We start from the raw sequence: 18,992 nt of genomic DNA on the forward strand, positions 1-18,992 counted from the left end.
CATGCCTGTAGCGGCCGTCGAACGCCCAGAACCGCCCCCTGGACGTTTGTAGCAGTGTGACGGACCTCGGTACAGGAAAGTGGTCGGTCAACCCTCCTGGAATCGGTTAGCGTCGGGGCGTGCTGCTGCCCGAGTCGACGGTCCCCGGGGCGGACCTGCCCGTCCGGGCGGTCCTGCCCGCCACGGTCGAGGCCGTGCGGTCACGCGGCACCGCCGTCCTGGTCGCACCGCCCGGTTCGGGGAAGACGTCGCTGCTGCCGCTCGCCCTGGCCGACGCGCTCGGCGGCACGGTCGTCGTCGCCGAACCGCGCAGGATGGCGACCCGCGCGGCCGCGACCCGGCTCGCGACGCTCGTCGGCGAGCCGCTCGGGCAGCGGATCGGCTACGCGATGCGCGGCGAGCGCAGCGGCGGCAGGAGCCTGCGCGTCGAGGTCGTGACGACGGGGCTCCTCGTGCGGCGCCTGCAGCAGGACCCGGAGCTGCCGGGTGTCTCCGCGATCGTGATCGACGAGTGCCACGAGCGGCACCTCGACGCCGACTTGCTGCTGGCGCTCGCGATCGACGTCCGGGCGAACCTCCGGGAGGACCTGGCCCTCGTCGCGACGTCGGCCACGGCGGACACGGTGCGGCTGAGCCGCGCGCTGGGCACGGACGTCCCGGCGCCCGTGGTCACCGCCTCCGCGGCGCAGTTCGACGTCGCGGTCGAGTGGGCCCCGCCGCCGGTCGCCACGCCGCTGCTCCCCGGCGGGCGGGTGGACCCGCGCCTGCTGGACCACGTCGCCGCCGTCGTCCGGCGGGCCCTGGCCGAGAACGAGGGCGACGTCCTCGTGTTCGTCCCCGGCGAGGGCGAGATCAACGGGGTGACCCGGCGGCTGGCCGACCAGAACGTGCTGCCGTTGTTCGGCCGCCAGTCCCGGGCCGAGCAGGACCGCGCGCTGGCTCCGTCCGCCACGCGCCGGGTCGTGGTGACGACGGCGGTCGCGGAGAGCTCGCTGACCGTGCCCGGCGTCCGGGTCGTGGTCGATGCCGGGCTCGCGCGGGAGCCGCGGACCGACCAGTCCCGTGGCCTCGGCGCGCTGGTCACCTGCCGGGTCTCGCGGTCGTCGGCGGACCAGCGCGCGGGGCGGGCCGGGCGTGAGGCGCCGGGCCGGGTCTACCGGTGCTGGTCCGCCACCGACCACGGCCGGCTCGACGACCACGCGGCGCCGGAGATCGCGACCGCCGACCTGGCGGGGTTCGCCCTCGACCTGGCGGCGTGGGGCGCTCCCGGTGGTGCTGGTCTGACCCTGCTCGAGGCGCCACCGGCGCCGGCGATGACCGCCGCCACCGAGCTGCTGCACCGCATCGAGGCGACCGACGAGGCCGGTCGGATCACCGAGCGGGGCCGGCGGATGGCTGCGGTCGGGGCGCATCCTCGCCTGGCCCGTGCGCTGCTGGACGGCGCTTCCCGGGTCGGGGCCGACCGGGCACGCGAGGTCGTCGCACTGCTCTCGGACGACTCCGGCCGCGGCCCTGGCGACGATCTGCCGGGCCGCTGGCGGGCCCTCCGCCGTGGCGACGACCGCGGAGCCACGGCCCGCTGGCGGGAGGAGACGAAGCGGCTCGGCCGGGGCGTGCCGGCTTCGGCCGACAAGGGCACGCCCGGACTGCCGGACGATCTCGCCGCCGGGATCGTGGTGGGCCTGGCGTACCCGGACCGGATCGCCCGGGTCCGGGGGAGCGATGCGGTGACCTACCAGATGTCCGGTGGGACGGGCGCTGCGCTCGACGCGCAGTCGTCGCTGCGGACCACGACCTGGCTCGCGATCGCGGTCGCCGACCGGGCACCCGGCCGCGCCGACGCCCGGATCCGCTCCGCGGCCCCGATCGACGAGGCCACGGCGCGGGACGTCGCGGGCGAGCTGGTCACGACCACCGACCAGATCCGCTGGGACGACGGCCGGATCGTGACCCGGCGCGTCGAGACGCTCGGCGCGATCGTGCTGGGCGATGTCCCGCTGCCCAGTCCCGACCCACTGCTCGTCCAGGCGGCTGTCCGCGACGGCCTCCGGCGCAGCGGTCTGTCCGTGCTGCGCTGGTCGGAGGCCGCGCTCGCGCTGCGCGGACGCATGGCGTTCTGCCACGCCCACCTCGGCGCTCCGTGGCCCGACGTCGGCGACGACGCGCTCCTGGCCGGACTCGACGACTGGCTGGGTACCGAGCTCACGTCGGTGCGCGCCGCGCGCGACCTCGCCCGCATCGACGTGGCCTCGGCGCTGAGGCGCCTGCTGCCCTGGCCCGCGGCGGCCCGGCTCGACGAGCTCGCGCCGGAACGGCTCCGGGTTCCGTCGGGCTCCGAGGTCCGGCTCGCGTACGACGGCGTCGAGCCGCCGGTCCTCGCGGTGAAGCTGCAGGAGGTCTTCGGTTGGACCACCACCCCGGCCGTCGCGGACGGCCGGGTCCCGGTCGTCCTGCACCTGCTGTCGCCCGCTCAGCGCCCGGTCGCCATCACCAGCGACCTGGCCTCCTTCTGGAAGCAGGGCTACCCCCAGGTCCGGGCCGACATGCGCGCCCGCTACCCGCGGCACCCGTGGCCGGAGGACCCGCTGACGGCGGAGGCGACCAGGAGGGCGAAGCCGCGGCGGTGACCGGCCGGTCCGCCGGCGGCCGCGTAACCTGCGGAAACCCCGTTGACGCTCCGCCGGACGCTTCGGTTGACTGCGCGCATGCTGATCGCCCAGGTCCAGGAGCTCGTCCGAACCCACTATGTCTTTCCCGACGTGGCGGTCGGCGTCGCCGACGCGCTCGACGGGCTCACTGCTGATGCGGACGACGAGCCCGCGTTCGCCGAGGCCGCCACGACCGTCCTCCAGTCGGTCAACGGCGACCGGCACCTGCGGGTCCGGCACTACCCGGAGGGCGTGCCGCCCGAGCAGGACGAGGGCGAGGTACGCGCCTACTTCGCCGCCCTGGCGCGGGAGAGCGGGCCCGCGATCAGCGAGGTGCGTCGCCTCGACGGCAACGTCGGTCTGCTGAGGATCGGCCCGATCATCCTGCCGCCGGAGTACGTCCGCCCAGCCGCGTCGGCGGCGTTCACGCTGCTGCAGGGCGTGCGTCGGCTCGTGGTCGACCTGCGCGACTGCGTGGGTGGCGTGCCCGAGTCCGTGGCGCTGCTGGTGAGCCACCTGCTCGGCGACGAGCCGGTCCACCTCCTCGACCTCGTGCACCGGGACGGCACCGTCGAGCCGTCGTTCACCACGCCGGCGGTCGCGCCGAGACTGCCGGACGTGCCGGTCGTCGTCCTCACGAGCGGCCGGACGTTCAGTGGCGGCGAGGAGCTCGCCTACGACCTGCAGGCGCTGGGCCGGGCGGTCGTCGTCGGCGAGACGACCGCGGGCGGGGCTCATCCCCGGGAGGCTTTCGACCTCACCGCCCACCTGCAGCTCCACGTGCCGATCGCGCGATCCGTGCACGCCGTGACCGGGACCAACTGGGAGGGTGTCGGGGTCGTTCCCGACCACCCGTGCGCCGCCGAGCGGGCGGTGGACGTCGCGCTAGCGTTGTGATCCCGCGCCGCCGAGTCCGTCCCCGGGACGCCGGTCCCTGATCATGAATGCCTTCGAGTCCGGCCCCGGGACGGAACCTCCGGGCTACAGCAGCGACCAGCTCCGCCTGTTCAGGCGGCTGGTCCGGCCGTTCTACCTCAAGATGTACCTCGCCGAAGGGCCGAGCGAGGCCGATCCTCATGCTGCGCTCCGGTTCCGCCGCAAGCTGGTCGGGGCTGGCAGCAAGATCACGGCCAAGCAGGTGAGGCTGATGCTGCGAGGTGGTGGCTGGCGGGAGATGACGATGGGCGCGTGGTTTGCGCTCGCCGTACCCGCCGACGAGGTGCGCGACACGGTTCTTGAGGCGTGGAGCGTGGCCAACCGACATTCCGTGGACGCGTTGACGACCGCCAGCGTTCTCGTCGTCGGACCGGATGCCATTCCGGCCATGCGCTTGTTCGTGACACGGTCCGAGGTCCGTGGCGATCTCGGATGGGCGGAGTACGTCTCGGCGGCGATCGTGTACCTGGGTGGTAGTCCGCCGGTCGCGCCCAGCCCACAGATGGCGGCTTCGTTCGAGGAGTCGCTCGGCATCGCCACGGATCTCCGAGGCGACTTCCAGGCACGACGACGTAGGCGCCGTACCTGGAGCACGTGGTCCTGACGGCGAGGCGGCCGGACTTGGCTCAGCCACGGCACTGACGGGTGCGGGAGGTAGTTTGTGGGCACCGGCCGGTCCGCCGCGGCGGACCGGCCTGACGTCCCCGAACGCCCAGCACCAGGAGGCCGCATGACCGGGTTCCCGCCGGAGACTGCCGACCAGCACCGGCCCGCCGCGCCGCCCGAGGTCGGGCCCGGCACCACGTCCCTCGGGGACGACTGGGTGCCGGGGCCGGACGGCGTCCGCGAGCGCTCGGCGGCGCGCGTCATCCTGATGGACGACGCCGGCCGGGTGCTGGTCATGCGCGGGCACGATGTGAACCAGCCGGAGCGGTCCTGGTGGTTCACGGTGGGCGGCGGCATCGACGCGGGGGAGACGCCGGTGCAGGCAGCGCTGCGCGAGACGCGCGAGGAGGTGGGCATCGACCTGCCGGCCGGGGCCCTGGTGGGACCCGTGCTCACGCGTACGGGCATCTTCGACTTCTACGCCGAGACCTGCCGGCAGTACGAGGTGTTCTACCTCGCGCGCATCCCGGACGCCGTCGAGGTGACGGCCGACGGCTGGACCGACGCCGAGCGCGAGCTGCTCGACGAGACGGGCTGGCTGACGGCGGCGCAGCTGCGGGAGCAGCCGCTGGAAGTGTTCCCGCCGGAACTGCCGGACGTCGTCGACCACCTCGTGGCCGGCTGGGACGGCCGGGTGCGGCACCTGGGTGAACAGCACGACGACTGAGCCCGTCGGTCCGGCGGTACGCGCGTTGCGTCGCGTCCGACCCGCCCGTAGAATCTCCTTAACACGACCGGTCCCTCTGATTGCCCAGCGATCACGGGCCGGTCTTCATTTCTTTCCGCCCTCTCTGTATCACGCTTTCGCCTAGAGGAATCGTGGAGGCGCTCTTATCCTCGAGAGGCCAGCGAGCGGGACCTTCTGCGTCCTGCGACTGCTCAAGGTCTCAACGGCCGCCATCTCGAGGAAACGCCATGTCCCAGTACCTGAAGCCGCACCTGTCGATCGTGCAGCAGGAAGCCTTGCTGAGACGGCGCGGCATGCGGCTCGACGACGCGTCGTGCGTGGTCGCCCTGGGCCAGATCGGCTATCACCGTCTCAGCGGCTACTGGTATCCCTACCGCGTCATCGACCGGGCCGCGTCGTTCCGCCACGGCCGTCCTGTGCGCACCGCCGACGTCGGGGCGGGCACGAACCTGAACCAGGTGCTGCGGGTGTACGAGTTCGATCGCCGGCTCAAACTCCTGACTATGGACGCCGTGGAGCGGGTCGAGGTGGCCATCCGGGTGAGGGTGACCGATGCCCTGGGCCGTCGCGGGCCGTTCGCACACCTCGATCCCCGGCATCTTGACGCCCGCTTCTCCTCTTCCGCCCAGGGCCGCCCATCGCGGCACACGAGTTGGGTGGCCAAGCTTCGCGCCCATCAGGCCCGTTCGTCCGAGGAGTACGTGGCGCACTACGGCCGCAAGTACGGTGGCGACCTGCCGATCTGGGCTGCCTTGGAAGTCGTGGACTTCGGCGCTCTCTCGATGCTCTTCCAGGGGCTCAAGCGACGTGACCGCGACGAGATCGTTCGCGGGCTCGACGTCGTCGACCGGGCGGGGGCCGGTGACGGAGCGGTCCTTGCCAACTGGCTCAGAACCTTGAACATCGCCCGGAACACGTGTGCCCACCACGCGCGGCTCTGGAACCGTCACTTCACGGACACAGTGCGTGTGTCAGCGCTTCATGGGATCAAGGAGCTCAACCACCTCGCTGGGCTCGAGCACCGCGATCGCGCTCGCCTTTATCCAGCGTTGATGGTGCTGTGCTTCCTGATGGAGAAGGTCTCGATGGATGGCGTCTGGAAGGCCGAGCTGGTGAGCCTGCTCTCCGACTTCCCGTCGGACGGTGTGGTCACGCTCGCCGACATGGGGTTCCCGGCCAACTGGACCGACCTGATGCCGTAGAGGGGCGGCCCGACCGGTCCCAGGACGTGCTTTCGCCGCGGTCTCCCGCGTGGGCGGCATCTGCGACGTCCCAGGTCTGCTGGACGCCGCCGTAGAATGAACGGTTGTGAGCAACCCGACCATCGGCGTCCTGGCCCTCCAGGGAGACGTCCGCGAGCACCTGGCCGCCCTCGAGTCCGTCGGCGCGCACGGCGTGACCGTACGCCGTCCGGGGGAGCTGGCCGCGGTCGACGGGCTCGTGCTGCCCGGCGGCGAGTCGACCACGATCGACAAGCTGCTGCGCATCTTCGAGCTCCGCGACCTGCTGCAGGCCCGCATCAAGGAGGGCCTGCCGGTGTACGGCTCGTGCGCGGGAATGATCCTGCTGGCCGACCGGATCCTGGACGGGACCGCCGACCAGCAGACGGTCGGCGGGATGGACGTCGTCGTGCGGCGCAACGCGTTCGGGCGGCAGGTCGACTCGTTCGAGACCGACCTCGACTTCGCGGGCATCTCCGACGTCGACGACGGCGGCCCGGTGCGCACCGCGTTCATCCGTGCCCCCTGGATCGAGGAGGCCGGGCCCGAGGTCGAGGTGCTGTCCCGCATCCCGGCTGTGGATACGCAGGGCCGTCCTGTGGCGGCCGCCGGTAGGATTGTCGCAGCACGGCAGGGGTCGCTGCTCGCCACCGCCTTCCACCCCGAGATCACGGGGGACGCGCGCGTGCACGGGCTGTTCGTCAGCATGGTTGCGGGCGGCTGAGCGGCCTTCTCGTCGCCGTTCGGCGTTGCCGAGTTCGAGCGCCATTGATAAGAGCCATCGAAATGCAAGGAGTCAGGTAGAGGCATGTCAGGTCACTCCAAGTGGGCCACGACCAAGCACAAGAAGGCCGCGATCGACGCCAAGCGCGGCAAGCTCTTCGCGAAGCTGATCAAGAACATCGAGGTCGCGGCGCGGACGGGTGGCGGCGATCTCGCCGGTAACCCGACGCTGTTCGACGCGGTCCAGAAGGCGAAGAAGTCGTCGGTTCCCAACGACAACATCGACCGCGCGCTGAAGCGTGGTTCGGGCGAGGGCGCCGACGCCGTCGACTACCAGACGATCATGTACGAGGGCTACGGCACGAACGGCATCGCCGTCCTGGTCGAGTGCCTCACCGACAACAAGAACCGCGCCGCCTCCGAGGTGCGCCTGGCGTTCTCCCGCAACGGCGGCAACCTCGCCGACCCGGGCTCGGTGTCGTACCTGTTCTCCCGCAAGGGCCTGATCGTGGTGCCGAAGGCCGACGGTGTGGGCGAGGACGAGGTCATGCTCGCCGCGCTCGACGCCGGCGCCGAGGACGTCACCGACCAGGGCGAGGTCGTCGAGGTCCTCACCGAGGCGACCGACCTGGTGTCCGTGCGCACGGCCATCCAGGAGGCCGGCATCGAGTACGACTCGGCCGACGTGATCTTCCACCCGTCCATGCAGGTGGAGGTGGACGTCGAGGGCGCCCGCAAGATCATGCGCCTGATCGACGCACTCGAGGACAGCGACGACGTGCAGAACGTCTACGCGAACTTCGACGCGAGCGACGAGGTCATGGCGGCGCTCGACGAGGAGTAGCACCCCCCGCGGCCGTGTCCGCGCAGGGAGGGAACCCGCACGTGAGAGGGTTTCTCCGTGCGCGTTCTCGGTGTTGATCCCGGTCTGACCAGGTGTGGCGTCGGCGTCGTCGACTCCCTGCCCGGACGGCGGGCCCGGATGGTCGCCGTCGGAGTCATCCGCTCGGACGTGGACCTGTCCACGGACCTGCGCCTGCTGCGGATTGCCGAGGGCCTGGACCGCTGGCTCGACGAGCACGTGCCCGACGTGGTGGCGGTCGAGCGCGTCTTCGCGCAGCACAACGTCGGCACGGTGATGGGGACCGCTCAGGCGGCGGGCCTGGCCATGGTGGCCGCGGCCCGCCGCGGCGTGCCCGTCGCGCTGCACACCCCGTCGGAGGTCAAGGCAGCCGTGACCGGTTCGGGCCGGGCCGACAAGGCGCAGGTGACGACGATGATCACCCGCATCCTTGATCTCGACGAGGCGCCGCGGCCCGCCGACGCCGCCGACGCGCTCGCGCTCGCCGTCTGCCACCTGTGGCGCCCCGCCGGGGCCCTGCAGGGCGGCGACCGGCACGAGCTCACGCCCGCCCAGCGCGCGTGGGCCGCGGCCGAGCAGGCGGCCAAGCAGCGCCCCCGCCGCTGACGGCGTGCCTCCCCGGAGGGCACCTCGCGCTTGTTAGGCTCCTCGCACGAACGTTCGATACCGGAACATCCGGTGAGGGAACATCCTGCAAGGAGGGGAAGCCCGTGATCGCCTCGCTGACGGGGACCGTGGCATACGTGAGCCTGGACCGCGCGGTGGTCGACGTCGGCGGCGTCGGCTACCTGGTGCACGCCACGCCCACCACCCTGGCCGCGCTGCGCGTCGGTGAGACCGCCGGCGTCGCCACGAGCATGGTGGTCCGCGAGGACTCGATGACCCTCTACGGGTTCGCCGACCCCGACGAGCGCGACGTGTTCGAGGTGGTGCAGACCGTCTCCGGCGTCGGGCCGCGCCTGGCGCTCGCGATGCTCGCGGTGCACACCCCGGACGCCCTGCGCCGCGCCGTCGCGGGCGAGGACCTCGCCGCCCTGACCCGCGTGCCGGGCATCGGCCGCAAGGGCGCGCAGCGCATCGTGCTCGAGCTGGGCGACCGGCTGGGCCCGCCGTCCGGCACCGGCGTGGCGGAGGCCGCCCCCACCGCGGCCCCGGGCGCCGCCGACCACTCCGAGCGGGTCGTGGAGGCCCTGGCGGGCCTCGGCTGGCCCGCCAAGCAGGCCGACGACGCCGTCGCCAAGGTGCTCGCGGAGGCGGGCACCGACGCCGTGGCGGCCGACGACGTCGCCTCGACGCTGCGCGCCGCGCTGCGCGTCCTGGGGGGCCACCGTGGCTGAGGTCTCCACCGAGACGGAGGGCGGGGGACGGATCGTCGCGCCCAGCGCCGACGAGATCGAGCGCGCCGCCGAGGCCGCCCTGCGCCCCAAGCGGCTGGACGACTTCGTGGGGCAGCAGGTCGTGCGCGACCAGCTCTCCCTGGTGCTGCAGGCCGCGATCGCGCGCGGCAACCCGCCCGATCACGTGCTCCTGTCCGGGCCGCCCGGCCTCGGCAAGACCACGCTGGCGATGATCATCTCCGGCGAGCTGGAGTCGCACCTGCGCCTGACCAGCGGACCCGCCATCCAGCACGCGGGCGATCTCGCCGCCGTCCTGTCCTCCCTGGAGGAGGGCGACGTGCTGTTCATCGACGAGATCCACCGCCTGGCACGCCCCGCCGAGGAGCTGCTGTACGTCGCCATGGAGGACTTCCGCGTCGACGTCGTGGTCGGCAAGGGCGCGGGCGCCTCCGCGATCCCGCTCGCGCTGCCGCGGTTCACCGTGGTCGGCGCCACCACCCGGTCCGGCCTGCTGCCCGCCCCGCTGCGCGACCGCTTCGGGTTCACCGGGCACATGGACTACTACTCGCCCCAGGAGCTGGAGCGGGTCATCCTGCGCTCCTCCGGGCTGCTCGGCGTCCACCTCGACCACGCCGCCGCCCACGAGATCGCCGGCCGCTCCCGTGGCACGCCGCGCATCGCCAACCGCCTGCTGCGCCGCGTGCGTGACTGGGCGCAGGTGCGTGGTGACGGCAAGCTCGACCTGCACGCGGCCAAGTCGGCCCTGGAGGTCTACGAGGTCGACCCGATCGGCCTGGACCGCCTCGACCGTGCGGTGCTCACCGCGCTGTGCACCCGGTTCGGCGGCGGGCCCGTGGGCCTGTCCACCCTCGCGATGACCGTGGGGGAGGAGGCCGAGACCGTCGAGACCGTCGCCGAGCCCTACCTCGTCCGCGAGGGCCTGGTCGGCCGTACCCCGCGCGGCCGCGTCGCGACCCTCGCCGCCTGGGAGCACCTGGGACTCACTCCGCCGGGATCCGCCGACCCGGGAACTCTGACCGCTCCCTGACGTTGTCCAGGTGGTGCCCCTACCGTGGGGAGCCCGAGGATCCGTGCCCGAGCACTACACTGGGTTGGATCCTCGTCGTACTTGCGCCACCGAACGTGCGCAGCACATCCGACACAGCAATCGAACAGGGACCTCACCGTGGAAATGTTTATTCTCGTCGCGATTCTCCTCGTGGCGATGTTCTTCATGTCCTCCCGCACCCGCAAGCAGCAGCGCGCGGCGGCGGAGTTCCGGAACAACCTCACGGTCGGCACCAAGGTCATGACCGCCTCCGGGATGATCGGGACCGTCGTCGACGTCGACGAGTCGGCCGACCAGGTGACCATCGAGTCCGTCCCCGGCAGCCAGACCACGTGGCTCCGCGCCGCCATCTCCAAGAAGGTCGAGGAGCCCGTCGCCGACGACGAGGACACCGACATCACGGCGGATGAGTCCGACGTCACAGCAAAGAGCGAAACGGGAAGTACGATCAGCCCCGACGCGACCGACGTCCCCGACGACCTGTCCAGCCTCGACACCGCCCAGCGCGAGTACCGGGACCAGCAGCGACGGGACGCCGACGCAGACGGCAAGTGACGGCTGCGCCGTCCGGTGACCCCGGGCGGCGCCTTACCCGCTCCGGACGTAGCCCGGCGCGCACACGAGAAGAGACAGACGTTGGCGACTGACACCCGGCGCTCGCGGCCGGTTCGCACGATCGTGCTCCTCACGATCCTGACGATCCTGCTGCCCTTCGGCGCCCTCTTGGCAGGTTGGCAGCTCGACGGCAAGTCGAGCGACAACCCGGACGGCGCGAGCCTTGCACCCGGTCTGGCCCTCGACCTCCAGGGCGGAACCCAGGTCCTCCTGAAGGCGGTGACCTCCGACGGCTCCGAGATCACCCCCGAGGCGATGGAAGAGGCCATCGGCGTGATCCGGCAGCGGGTGGACGCCAACGGCGTTACCGAGGCCGAGATCGCCAGCCAGGGCAACAACCAGATCGTGGTCGAGATCCCGGGTGAGGTGGACGACGAGACCGTCGCGCTGATCTCGAAGGCCGCGCAGATGAAGTTCCGCCCGGTCCTGACCATCGGCAACCCGACCCCGACGACGCAGCCCTCGGCCAGCCCGTCGGCCTCGGCCTCGGCGGACGGCGAGGGCGACGGCGCCCAGGCCGACGGTGCGGACGCGGAGCAGGACGCGCCCGTCGGGGGCCAGCTGACCAAGGACGAGATCGCCGAGCAGCAGAAGGCGGTCGAGGCGGCGACGGACCCCTCGGACCTGGCGCAGATCACGCCGTCGGTCCAGGCCCGGTTCGACGAGCTGGACTGCACCGACCCGAAGAACCTCGAGGGTGGCGGCGGCGACCGTCCGGACCTGCCGCTCGTCACGTGCGACGCCACGGGCGCCGCCAAGTACGTCCTCGGCCCCGTCGAGGTCGACGGCACCGCGATCTCGAGCGCGAGCTCGGGTCTGCGGTCGGGTGCGAACGGCACCGTCACGAACGAGTGGGCGGTGCAGCTCGACCTCGACAGCGAGGGCACCAAGCTCTTCCGGGAGTCGACGCAGCGCCTGAACACGCTGGAGAGCCCGCGCAACCAGTTCGCGATCACGCTGGACGGCCTCGTCATCTCGGCGCCCTCGCTGAGCCCCGGCGTCGTCATCACGGACGGGCGCCCGGAGATCTCGGGCTCGTTCACGCAGCAGTCGGCCGCCACCCTGGCCAACCAGCTCAACTTCGGCTCGCTGCCCCTGACCTTCCAGGTCGACGGGCAGAACCAGATCTCCGCGACGCTCGGCTCCGAGCAGCTGCAGCGCGGCCTCTTCGCCGGTCTGATCGGTCTGGCCCTGGTCGTCGTGTACTCGCTGTTCCAGTACCGCACGCTCGGCCTGCTCACCGTGGCCTCGCTGGTCGTGGCCGCCGCCATGACCTACGTGGTCATCGCGCTGCTCAGCTGGGGCATCGGCTACCGCCTGTCCCTGCCCGGCGTGGCCGGTCTGATCGTGGCCATCGGCTTCACCGCGGACTCGTTCATCGTGTACTTCGAACGCATCAGGGACGAGCTACGTGACGGCAGGTCCCTGCGCCTGGCCGTCCAGCGCGGCTGGGTCCGTGCCCGCCGCACGATCTACGCCGCCAAGGCGGTCAACCTGCTCTCGGCCGTCATCCTGTACTTCATGACCGTCGGCGGTGTGCGCGGCTTCGCGTTCACCCTGGGCCTGACCACGATCATCGACGTCATGGTGGTCATCTGGTTCACGCACCCGGTCATGGAGCTGCTCGCCAAGGTGCCGTTCTTCCGCGACGGGCACAAGGCCTCCGGCCTGTCCCCCGACCGGATCGAGGTGACGCCACGCTACCGGGGCGCCGGCCGGATCTCGGCCCCGTCGGCCGCGACGTCGGACGCCCCCGACCATGGCACGCCCGAGCCGGAGCGTGAGCTGGTCACGGCACAGTCCGTGACTCCCGCCCCGCGCACGGCCGACGACGGCCGCCGGATGACGATCGCCGAGCGGCGTGCCGCCGAGCGCAAGGCTGCCGCGGGGTCCGCAGAGGCGACCCAGCAGGCTCAGAACGAGGAGAAGCACTGATGGCGCGGGGTGGCTTTGCTCAGTGGGGTAACGACCTCTACACCGGTCGCCGGTCGTACCCGATCGTCCAGCGGCGCAAGCTCTGGTACTCGATCGTCGGACTGTTCTCCGTGGCGTCGATCCTCGTCCTGGGCCTCCAGGGCCTGAACCTCGGCATCGACTTCCGGGGTGGCTCCGAGTTCACCGTGTCCGGCGCCTCGACCACGGACGAGGACGTCGCGCTCGACGCGGTCGCCACCGTCGCCCCGGGCGAGGAGCCGCACGTCAGCCAGGTCGGCGCCAACGCCGTCCGCGTGCAGGTCTCCGAGCTCGACAACGAGCAGACCGACCAGGTCGGCCAGGCGCTCGCCGACGCCTACGGCGTCGACGTCAACGAGGTGACGTCGAACTTCATCGGCCCGACCTGGGGCCAGTCCGTGAGCATGCGGGCCCTGTGGGGCACCATCGTGTTCGTCCTGGCGGCCGCGGTCTTCATGGCGATCTACTTCCGCGCCTGGCGGATGTCGGTGGCGGCCATCGTGGCGATGCTCGCCGACGTGCTGATCTCGGCCGGCGTGTACGCGGTCATCGGCTGGGAGGTCACGCCGTCGACGATCATCGGCTTCCTGACCATCCTCGGCTTCTCGCTGTACGACAAGATGGTCGTCTTCGACAAGGTGCGTGAGAACACCGCCGCGGTGACCGAGCAGACGCGCAGCACCTACGCCGAGCGCGCCAACCTCGCGGTGAACCAGACCCTGGTCCGGTCCATCAACACCTCCGTGGTGGCCCTGCTGCCGGTCGCGGGCATCCTCTTCGTCGGTGGCTTCCTGCTGGGGGCCGGCACGCTGAAGGACATCTCGCTGTCGCTGTTCGTCGGTATCGCGGCGGGCGCGCTGTCGTCGCTCTTCTTCGCCACGCCGCTCGACGTGACGCTGCGGGAGCGCGAGCCCAAGATCGCCGAGCACACCAAGAAGGTCATGGACCTGCGTGCGGGCCTCGTGGCCGAGGGCGCGGACGAGGGCCAGCTGGCCGCCGCCGCGTCCGGTTCGGCCCAGCTCGTCCCGGGTCACCACCAGGGACAGTCGGCTCAGCCCAGGCGTCGCCGGTAGGCTCACGCCTCGTGGCAGACGACATGACCGACGTCGCCCTCTCCGGCCTGGTGCCGGAGAGGGCGACGCGCGTTCGCGACCTGATCGCGGACGTCCCGAACTTTCCCTCTCCCGGTGTCCTCTTCAAGGACATCACGCCCCTCCTGGCCGACGCCGAGGGCCTGGCCGACGTCGTGGAGGCCTTCACACGCCTCGCGCTGGCCGACGGCGTGGACGTCGTGGCCGGCATGGAGGCCCGCGGCTTCCTGCTCGGCGCGCCGGTGGCGCACGCGCTCGGCCTGGGCTTCCTACCCCTGCGCAAGGCCGGCAAGCTGCCGCCGCCCACCCACAGCGTCTCCTACGACCTGGAGTACGGCTCGGCGGCCATCGAACTGCGTGCGGGAACATTGACCCCCGGTGCGCGCGTTCTCATCATTGACGACGTTCTCGCCACGGGGGGTACCGCGGCGGCCGCGGCAGAGCTGGTGGAGCAGTGCGGTGGCGTGGTCTCGGGGCTCGCCTTCCTGATCGAGCTCGAGGCACTTCACGGCCGCGACAGGCTCCAGGGCCACAACGTCGATACTCTCCTGCGGGTGGACACCCCGTCCGGTCCATGACCGGGTCGGACGGCGCATAGAGGTCCAGGGCTAGACTGTCGACTCCGGGTTTCGTCCCGGGGAAGGAGGCGCGTACATGGCGGAGAACACGGTGTCACGCGCTCCGGTGCCCGAGAAGAACCCGCCGACCCCTCCGGGCGGCAACCGGATGCGCAACCGCCTGGTGCGCCTGGGCGTGCGCAGCATCGGTGGCGGCACCCCGGCGGCGATCGAGCCGCTGCTGCAGGCGATCCGCAGCAACCACCCGAAGGCCGACGTCGCCCTGATCGAGCGCGCCTACGTCGTGGCCGAGAAGGCCCACCGCGGCCAGATGCGCAAGAGCGGCGACCCGTACATCACGCACCCCGTCGCGGTCTCCACGATCCTGGCGGAGCTCGGGTTCGAGGGCACCACGATCGCGGCCGCGCTGCTGCACGACACGGTCGAGGACACGGACTACGCGCTGGACACGCTGCGCAACGACTTCGGCGACGACGTCGCGCTGCTGGTCGACGGCGTCACCAAGCTGGACAAGGTCAAGTACGGCGACGCCGCGCAGGCCGAGACCGTGCGCAAGATGGTCGTCGCGATGGCCAAGGACATCCGCGTGCTGGTCATCAAGCTCGCCGACCGGCTGCACAACGCCCGCACCTGGAAGTACGTGCCGTCCAAGTCGGCGGAGCGCAAGGCCCGCGAGACCGTCGAGATCTACGCGCCGCTGGCCCACCGGCTGGGCATGAACACGATCAAGTGGGAACTGGAGGACCTCTCCTTCCAGACCCTGTACCCCAAGGTGTACGACGAGATCGTGCACCTGGTCGCCGAGCGGGCGCCCGCGCGCGAGGAGTACCTCGGTGTGGTCAAGGGCCAGATCGAGTCGGACCTGCGCAGCGCGAAGATCAAGGCCACGGTCACCGGCCGGCCGAAGCACTACTACTCGATCTACCAGAAGATGATCGTGCGCGGTCACGACTTCGCGGAGATCTACGACCTCGTCGGCACGCGCGTCCTGGTGGACACGGTGCGCGACTGCTACGCGGCGCTCGGCGCCATGCACGCGCGGTGGAACCCGGTCCCCGGCCGGTTCAAGGACTACATCGCGATGCCGAAGTTCAACATGTACCAGTCGCTGCACACGACGGTGATCGGCCCGGGCGGCAAGCCCGTGGAGATCCAGATCCGGACGCACGACATGCACCGCCGCGCCGAGTACGGCGTCGCGGCGCACTGGAAGTACAAGGAGAAGACGCCGGCGGCGGGGGGCAACGACCCCAAGAACCAGGACATGGCCTGGCTGCGCCAGCTCGTGGACTGGCAGCGCGAGACCGCCGACCCGGCGGAGTTCCTCGACTCGCTGCGGTTCGAGATCGGCGGCGACGAGGTCTACGTCTTCACGCCGAAGGGCTCGGCCATGGCGCTGCCCGGCGGCGCCACGCCGGTCGACTTCGCGTACGCGGTGCACACCGAGGTGGGGCACCGGACCATGGGTGCCCGCGTCAACGGGCGCCTGGTGCCGCTCGACTCGCCGCTGGAGAACGGCGACGTCGTCGACATCCTCACCTCCAAGTCGGAGACGGCGGGGCCGAGCCGGGACTGGCTCGGGTTCGTGAAGTCGCCGCGCGCGCGCAACAAGATCCGGCAGTGGTTCACCAAGGAGCGCCGCGAGGAGGCCGTCGAGACCGGCAAGGACTCGATCGCCAAGGCCATGCGCAAGCAGGGCCTGCCGATCCAGCGCCTCATGTCGCACGAGACCCTGGTCGGGGTCGCGGACGAGATGAACTACCAGGACGTCTCGGCCCTGTACGCGGCCGTCGGCGAGGGGCAGATCTCCTCGGCCCACGTGGTCGACAAGCTCGTCAAGGCCCTGGGCGGCGCGGACGGCGCGGAGGAGGACGTCGCGGAGGCGGCCCGGCCGGGTGGTCTGACCGCCCGGCGCGTGCGGTCGGGTGACCCGGGCGTCATGCTCAAGGGCTCCGAGTCGGCGGACGTGTGGGTCAAGCTCGCCAAGTGCTGCACCCCGGTGCCGGGCGACGACATCGTGGGCTTCGTGACGCGCGGCCAGGGCGTGAGCGTGCACCGCACGGACTGCGTGAACCTGGACGGCCTGCGCAAGCAGCCCGAGCGGCTGGTCGAGGTCGAGTGGACGCAGGGCGCGAACACGATGTTCCTCGTGCAGATCCAGGTCGAGGCGCTGGACCGGTCCCGGCTCCTGTCGGACGTGACGCGCGTGCTGTCCGAGAACCACGTCAACATCCTGTCGGCCTTCGTCTCGACGTCGGACGACCGGCTCGCGGTCTCGCGGTTCATCTTCGAGATGGCGGAGCCCGCACACCTCGCGACCGTCCTCTCGGCGGTCCGCAAGGTAGAGGGCGTGTTCGACGTGCACCGCATCACCGGCACCAAGCCGGTCGAGCGGCCGCAGCTCCCGGTGTGAGCCCCTGTCGGACGTACAGGTCACTCCGGTGACCTGTACGGCTGACACGCGGTTCGGCACGCCGGGTCAGGCCGTCCCCGGCGCGCCCGGGAGCAGCTCGCCCAGGTCGAAGCTGACCGGCTCCTCCAGCTGTTCGTAGGTGCAGGACTCCGGCTCGCGGTCGGGGCGCCAGCGCTTGAACTGCGACGTGTGGCGGAACCGGGAACCCTCCATGTGGTCGTAGCCCACCTCCAGCACGCGCTCGGGCCGCAGCGGCGTGAACGAGAGGTCCTTGCCCGAGCTCCAGCGCGACTGCGCGCCCGGCAGGCGGTCGCCCGCCTCGGCCTTGGTGGGGTCGGTCCAGCCCTGCCAGGGGTGCTCCTGGGCCGCGTCCGTGCCCGGCTCCACGACCAGCGGCGCGAGCTCGGCGACGAGCTCGGCGCGCCGTGTCACCGAGAACGACGCCGCGACGCCGACGAACTGCAGCCGCGGGCCCTCGTCGGTCTCGTCCCACAGCCCCAGCAGCAGAGAGCCGAGCAGCGGGGCCTCCGGGGTCGACGTCTTGTGCAGGCGATAGCCCGCCAGCACGACGTCGGCGGTGCGTGTGTGCTTGATCTTGAGCATCGCGCGCTTGTTGGGTGCGTAGGGGCCGTCCGCGGGCTTGGCGACGACGCCGTCCAGGCCCGCGCCCTCGAACGAGCCGAACCACTCCGTGGCCACCGCGGCGTCCAGGGTGCGGGGAGTGGCGAACACGAGCGGGCCGGTCAGCCCCAGCCCGTCCAGGGCCTCGATCCGCTCGGTGAGCGGACGGTCCATGAGGTCGTCGTCGCCGAGCGCCAGCACGTCGAAGACGACGAGCGCGGCCGGGGTGGTCTCGGCGAGCATGTGCACGCGGGACTCCGCGGGGTGGATGCGCTGGGACAGCAGCTCGAAGTCGAGGTGCGCGGCGCCGTGGCCGGACCGCTGTGCGATGACGATCTCGCCGTCGACCACGCACCGCTCCGGGAGGGCCTCGCGGACGGCGGCGGCGACGTCCGGGAAGTAGCGCTCCATGGGCTTGGCATTTCGGGAGTCGATGCGTACCTCGTCGCCGTCGCGGTAGACGATGGCGCGGAAGCCGTCCCACTTGGGCTCGTAGACGTACGCGGGGCCGGCGTCGTCGCCGGCGGGCTGGGCGGGTACCGACGGCACGCTCTTGGCGAGCATCGGCCGGACCGGGGGCTGCACGGGCAGGTTGAGAGTGGTCACGGGTACGAGCCTGCCTCAGCGCGGGAGGTAGCGCAGGTAGACGCACCCGCTGTCGAAGGTCCGGCTCTCCGTCAGACGTAGGCTCAGCCGCGCGTCCCTGGGCAGCGCAGGCAGCCCGCCGCCCACCATCTCGGGGTAGACCACGAACCGGAAGTCGTCCACGAGACCCTGCCGGATGAAGTCGGCGGCCACGGTCGGCCCGCCGATGGAGACGACGCCGGGCGCACAGTTCACGATGCGCCGCAGCTCGCCCGGCTGCAGGTCGCGCACGAGCCGGGTCCGGGCCGACGTCACGGCGTCCGGCGACAGCGACGACGACGCGACGACCTTGTCGACGCCCCGCCAGATCTCCGCGTACCGGTCCGCGTGCGGGTTCGGGTCGGGCCCCGGTTCGTGGGTCTCCCAGTAGACCATCGTCTCGTACATGCGCCGGCCGTGGACGTAGACGGCGGAGTCGGCCTCGGTCTCGTTGACGAACGCGAGCATCTCGTCGGTCGGCCGGGCGAAGTCGAAGCTTCCCTCGGCGTCGACGGTGTACCCGTCGGCGGACATGTTCGCGGTGTAGCGCAGCGTTCCCATGCCGGTCCGACACCCGTGCCCGGCCGAACTCATCGGTCCGCGCGGGTGCGAGCGGGGTGAGATCGCGTGATCGTGGAGGGTGAAGGTTCATCCGTCGGGAGGAGCGACCATGCCGAAGCGTGACCCGGGACCGAGCGTCAAGGACAAGGAGCTGTACGAGAAGCTCCGCGACGAGGGCAGCTCCAAGGAGAAGTCCGCGCGGATCGCGAACGCCGCGGCGAACACCTCCCGCAAGAGCGTGGGCCGCAAGGGCGGCAAATCCGGCGACTACGACGACTGGACCGTGGAGAAGCTGCGCAAGCGCGCCGCCGAGATCGGCATCGAAGGCCGCTCCACGATGCGCAAGGGCGACCTGATCAAGGCGTTGCGGTCGCACTGACGGCGTCG

18 protein-coding genes are annotated in these 18,992 nt (G+C 71.5%); 16 read left to right on the plus strand and 2 right to left on the minus strand.

Going from position 1 to position 18,992, the window contains the following annotated elements; genetic code table 11:
• The first annotated feature begins 119 nt into the window (after window positions 1-119).
• The 15 genes from hrpB to ACH47X_RS16815 all read left to right on the plus strand — a co-directional run bounded on the left by hrpB (window position 120) and on the right by ACH47X_RS16815 (window position 16,799).
• Window positions 120-2,627 carry an ATP-dependent helicase HrpB gene (gene hrpB / locus ACH47X_RS16745; RefSeq protein WP_397405700.1) on the plus strand — a complete coding sequence of 836 codons (2,508 nt, stop codon included), beginning with the start codon at window positions 120-122 and terminating at the stop codon, window positions 2,625-2,627.
• A 66-nt stretch (window positions 2,628-2,693) separates the two neighbouring features.
• On the plus strand, window positions 2,694-3,545 hold the full coding sequence (locus tag ACH47X_RS16750; protein ID WP_397405701.1) for a S41 family peptidase: 852 nt from the start codon (window positions 2,694-2,696) through the stop codon (window positions 3,543-3,545).
• A 43-nt stretch (window positions 3,546-3,588) separates the two neighbouring features.
• On the plus strand, window positions 3,589-4,188 hold the full coding sequence (locus ACH47X_RS16755) for a DUF6000 family protein (protein WP_397405702.1): 600 nt from the start codon (window positions 3,589-3,591) through the stop codon (window positions 4,186-4,188).
• Window positions 4,189-4,314: 126 nt separating this feature from the next.
• Window positions 4,315-4,917, plus strand: coding sequence for an NUDIX hydrolase (locus ACH47X_RS16760; protein WP_397405703.1), 603 nt, complete (start codon window positions 4,315-4,317; stop codon window positions 4,915-4,917).
• 248 nt (window positions 4,918-5,165) lie between these two features.
• Window positions 5,166-6,140 carry an Abi family protein gene (locus tag ACH47X_RS16765; RefSeq protein WP_397405704.1) on the plus strand — a complete coding sequence of 325 codons (975 nt, stop codon included), beginning with the start codon at window positions 5,166-5,168 and terminating at the stop codon, window positions 6,138-6,140.
• A 106-nt stretch (window positions 6,141-6,246) separates the two neighbouring features.
• A complete protein-coding gene (gene pdxT / locus ACH47X_RS16770) occupies window positions 6,247-6,882 on the plus strand; it encodes a pyridoxal 5'-phosphate synthase glutaminase subunit PdxT (protein ID WP_036963115.1) in 636 nt (211 codons plus the stop codon).
• A gap of 84 nt (window positions 6,883-6,966) precedes the next feature.
• Complete coding sequence (locus ACH47X_RS16775; RefSeq protein WP_397405705.1) at window positions 6,967-7,725, plus strand: YebC/PmpR family DNA-binding transcriptional regulator; 759 nt, start codon at window positions 6,967-6,969, stop codon at window positions 7,723-7,725.
• Between the two features lie 57 nt (window positions 7,726-7,782).
• Window positions 7,783-8,349 carry a crossover junction endodeoxyribonuclease RuvC gene (ruvC, locus tag ACH47X_RS16780; protein WP_397405706.1) on the plus strand — a complete coding sequence of 189 codons (567 nt, stop codon included), beginning with the start codon at window positions 7,783-7,785 and terminating at the stop codon, window positions 8,347-8,349.
• 104 nt (window positions 8,350-8,453) lie between these two features.
• Window positions 8,454-9,080 (plus strand): Holliday junction branch migration protein RuvA, encoded by a 627-nt coding sequence (gene ruvA, locus ACH47X_RS16785; protein WP_397405707.1) that lies wholly within the window; start codon window positions 8,454-8,456, stop codon window positions 9,078-9,080.
• On the plus strand, window positions 9,073-10,128 hold the full coding sequence (gene ruvB / locus ACH47X_RS16790; RefSeq protein WP_036963112.1) for a Holliday junction branch migration DNA helicase RuvB: 1,056 nt from the start codon (window positions 9,073-9,075) through the stop codon (window positions 10,126-10,128). Before ruvA ends, ruvB begins: the two co-directional genes overlap by 8 nt.
• 144 nt (window positions 10,129-10,272) lie before the next feature.
• Complete coding sequence (gene yajC / locus ACH47X_RS16795; RefSeq protein ID WP_036963109.1) at window positions 10,273-10,704, plus strand: preprotein translocase subunit YajC; 432 nt, start codon at window positions 10,273-10,275, stop codon at window positions 10,702-10,704.
• A gap of 81 nt (window positions 10,705-10,785) precedes the next feature.
• Window positions 10,786-12,699 (plus strand): protein translocase subunit SecD, encoded by a 1,914-nt coding sequence (gene secD, locus ACH47X_RS16800; protein WP_397405708.1) that lies wholly within the window; start codon window positions 10,786-10,788, stop codon window positions 12,697-12,699.
• Window positions 12,699-13,790, plus strand: a complete 1,092-nt coding sequence (gene secF, locus ACH47X_RS16805; RefSeq protein WP_397405709.1) for a protein translocase subunit SecF — start codon at window positions 12,699-12,701, stop codon at window positions 13,788-13,790. Before secD ends, secF begins: the two co-directional genes overlap by 1 nt.
• A 23-nt stretch (window positions 13,791-13,813) precedes the next feature.
• Window positions 13,814-14,386 (plus strand): adenine phosphoribosyltransferase, encoded by a 573-nt coding sequence (locus ACH47X_RS16810; RefSeq protein ID WP_036963105.1) that lies wholly within the window; start codon window positions 13,814-13,816, stop codon window positions 14,384-14,386.
• A gap of 76 nt (window positions 14,387-14,462) precedes the next feature.
• Entirely contained in the window at window positions 14,463-16,799 is a 2,337-nt protein-coding gene (locus ACH47X_RS16815; protein ID WP_051432879.1) for a RelA/SpoT family protein, read from the plus strand.
• Between the two features lie 66 nt (window positions 16,800-16,865).
• On the opposite strand, the gene ACH47X_RS16820 is transcribed toward ACH47X_RS16815, so the two are convergent.
• Both ACH47X_RS16820 and ACH47X_RS16825 read right to left on the minus strand, forming a co-directional pair.
• Window positions 16,866-18,026 carry an ATP-dependent DNA ligase gene (locus ACH47X_RS16820; protein ID WP_397405710.1) on the minus strand — a complete coding sequence of 387 codons (1,161 nt, stop codon included), beginning with the start codon at window positions 18,024-18,026 and terminating at the stop codon, window positions 16,866-16,868.
• Between the two features lie 15 nt (window positions 18,027-18,041).
• Window positions 18,042-18,605: a dihydrofolate reductase family protein gene (locus ACH47X_RS16825; protein ID WP_397405711.1), complete on the minus strand. Its 564-nt coding sequence runs from the start codon at window positions 18,603-18,605 to the stop codon at window positions 18,042-18,044.
• A gap of 109 nt (window positions 18,606-18,714) precedes the next feature.
• On the opposite strand from ACH47X_RS16825, the gene ACH47X_RS16830 reads away from it, so the two are divergent.
• On the plus strand, window positions 18,715-18,984 hold the full coding sequence (locus ACH47X_RS16830) for a DUF7218 family protein (RefSeq protein WP_142036414.1): 270 nt from the start codon (window positions 18,715-18,717) through the stop codon (window positions 18,982-18,984).
• The last annotated feature ends 8 nt before the right edge of the window (window positions 18,985-18,992 follow it).

It is taken from the genome of Promicromonospora kroppenstedtii (genome assembly GCF_044389675.1).
GTDB classification, from domain to species: Bacteria; Actinomycetota; Actinomycetes; order Actinomycetales; family Cellulomonadaceae; genus Promicromonospora; species Promicromonospora kroppenstedtii.

Excerpts from the sequence above, each read along its gene's own strand:
- ACH47X_RS16755 (WP_397405702.1), top strand. The coding sequence starts at position 3,589 with ATGAATGCCTTCGAGTCCGGCCCCGGGACGGAACCTCCGGGCTACAGC.
- ACH47X_RS16760 (WP_397405703.1), top strand. The coding sequence starts at position 4,315 with ATGACCGGGTTCCCGCCGGAGACTGCCGACCAGCACCGGCCCGCCGCG.
- ACH47X_RS16765 (WP_397405704.1), top strand. The coding sequence starts at position 5,166 with ATGTCCCAGTACCTGAAGCCGCACCTGTCGATCGTGCAGCAGGAAGCC.
- ACH47X_RS16775 (WP_397405705.1), top strand. The coding sequence starts at position 6,967 with ATGTCAGGTCACTCCAAGTGGGCCACGACCAAGCACAAGAAGGCCGCG.
- yajC (WP_036963109.1), top strand. The coding sequence starts at position 10,273 with ATGTTTATTCTCGTCGCGATTCTCCTCGTGGCGATGTTCTTCATGTCC.
- secF (WP_397405709.1), top strand. The coding sequence starts at position 12,699 with ATGGCGCGGGGTGGCTTTGCTCAGTGGGGTAACGACCTCTACACCGGT.
- ACH47X_RS16810 (WP_036963105.1), top strand. The coding sequence starts at position 13,814 with ATGACCGACGTCGCCCTCTCCGGCCTGGTGCCGGAGAGGGCGACGCGC.
- ACH47X_RS16815 (WP_051432879.1), top strand. The coding sequence starts at position 14,463 with ATGGCGGAGAACACGGTGTCACGCGCTCCGGTGCCCGAGAAGAACCCG.
- ACH47X_RS16825 (WP_397405711.1), bottom strand. The coding sequence starts at position 18,605 with ATGGGAACGCTGCGCTACACCGCGAACATGTCCGCCGACGGGTACACC.
- ACH47X_RS16830 (WP_142036414.1), top strand. The coding sequence starts at position 18,715 with ATGCCGAAGCGTGACCCGGGACCGAGCGTCAAGGACAAGGAGCTGTAC.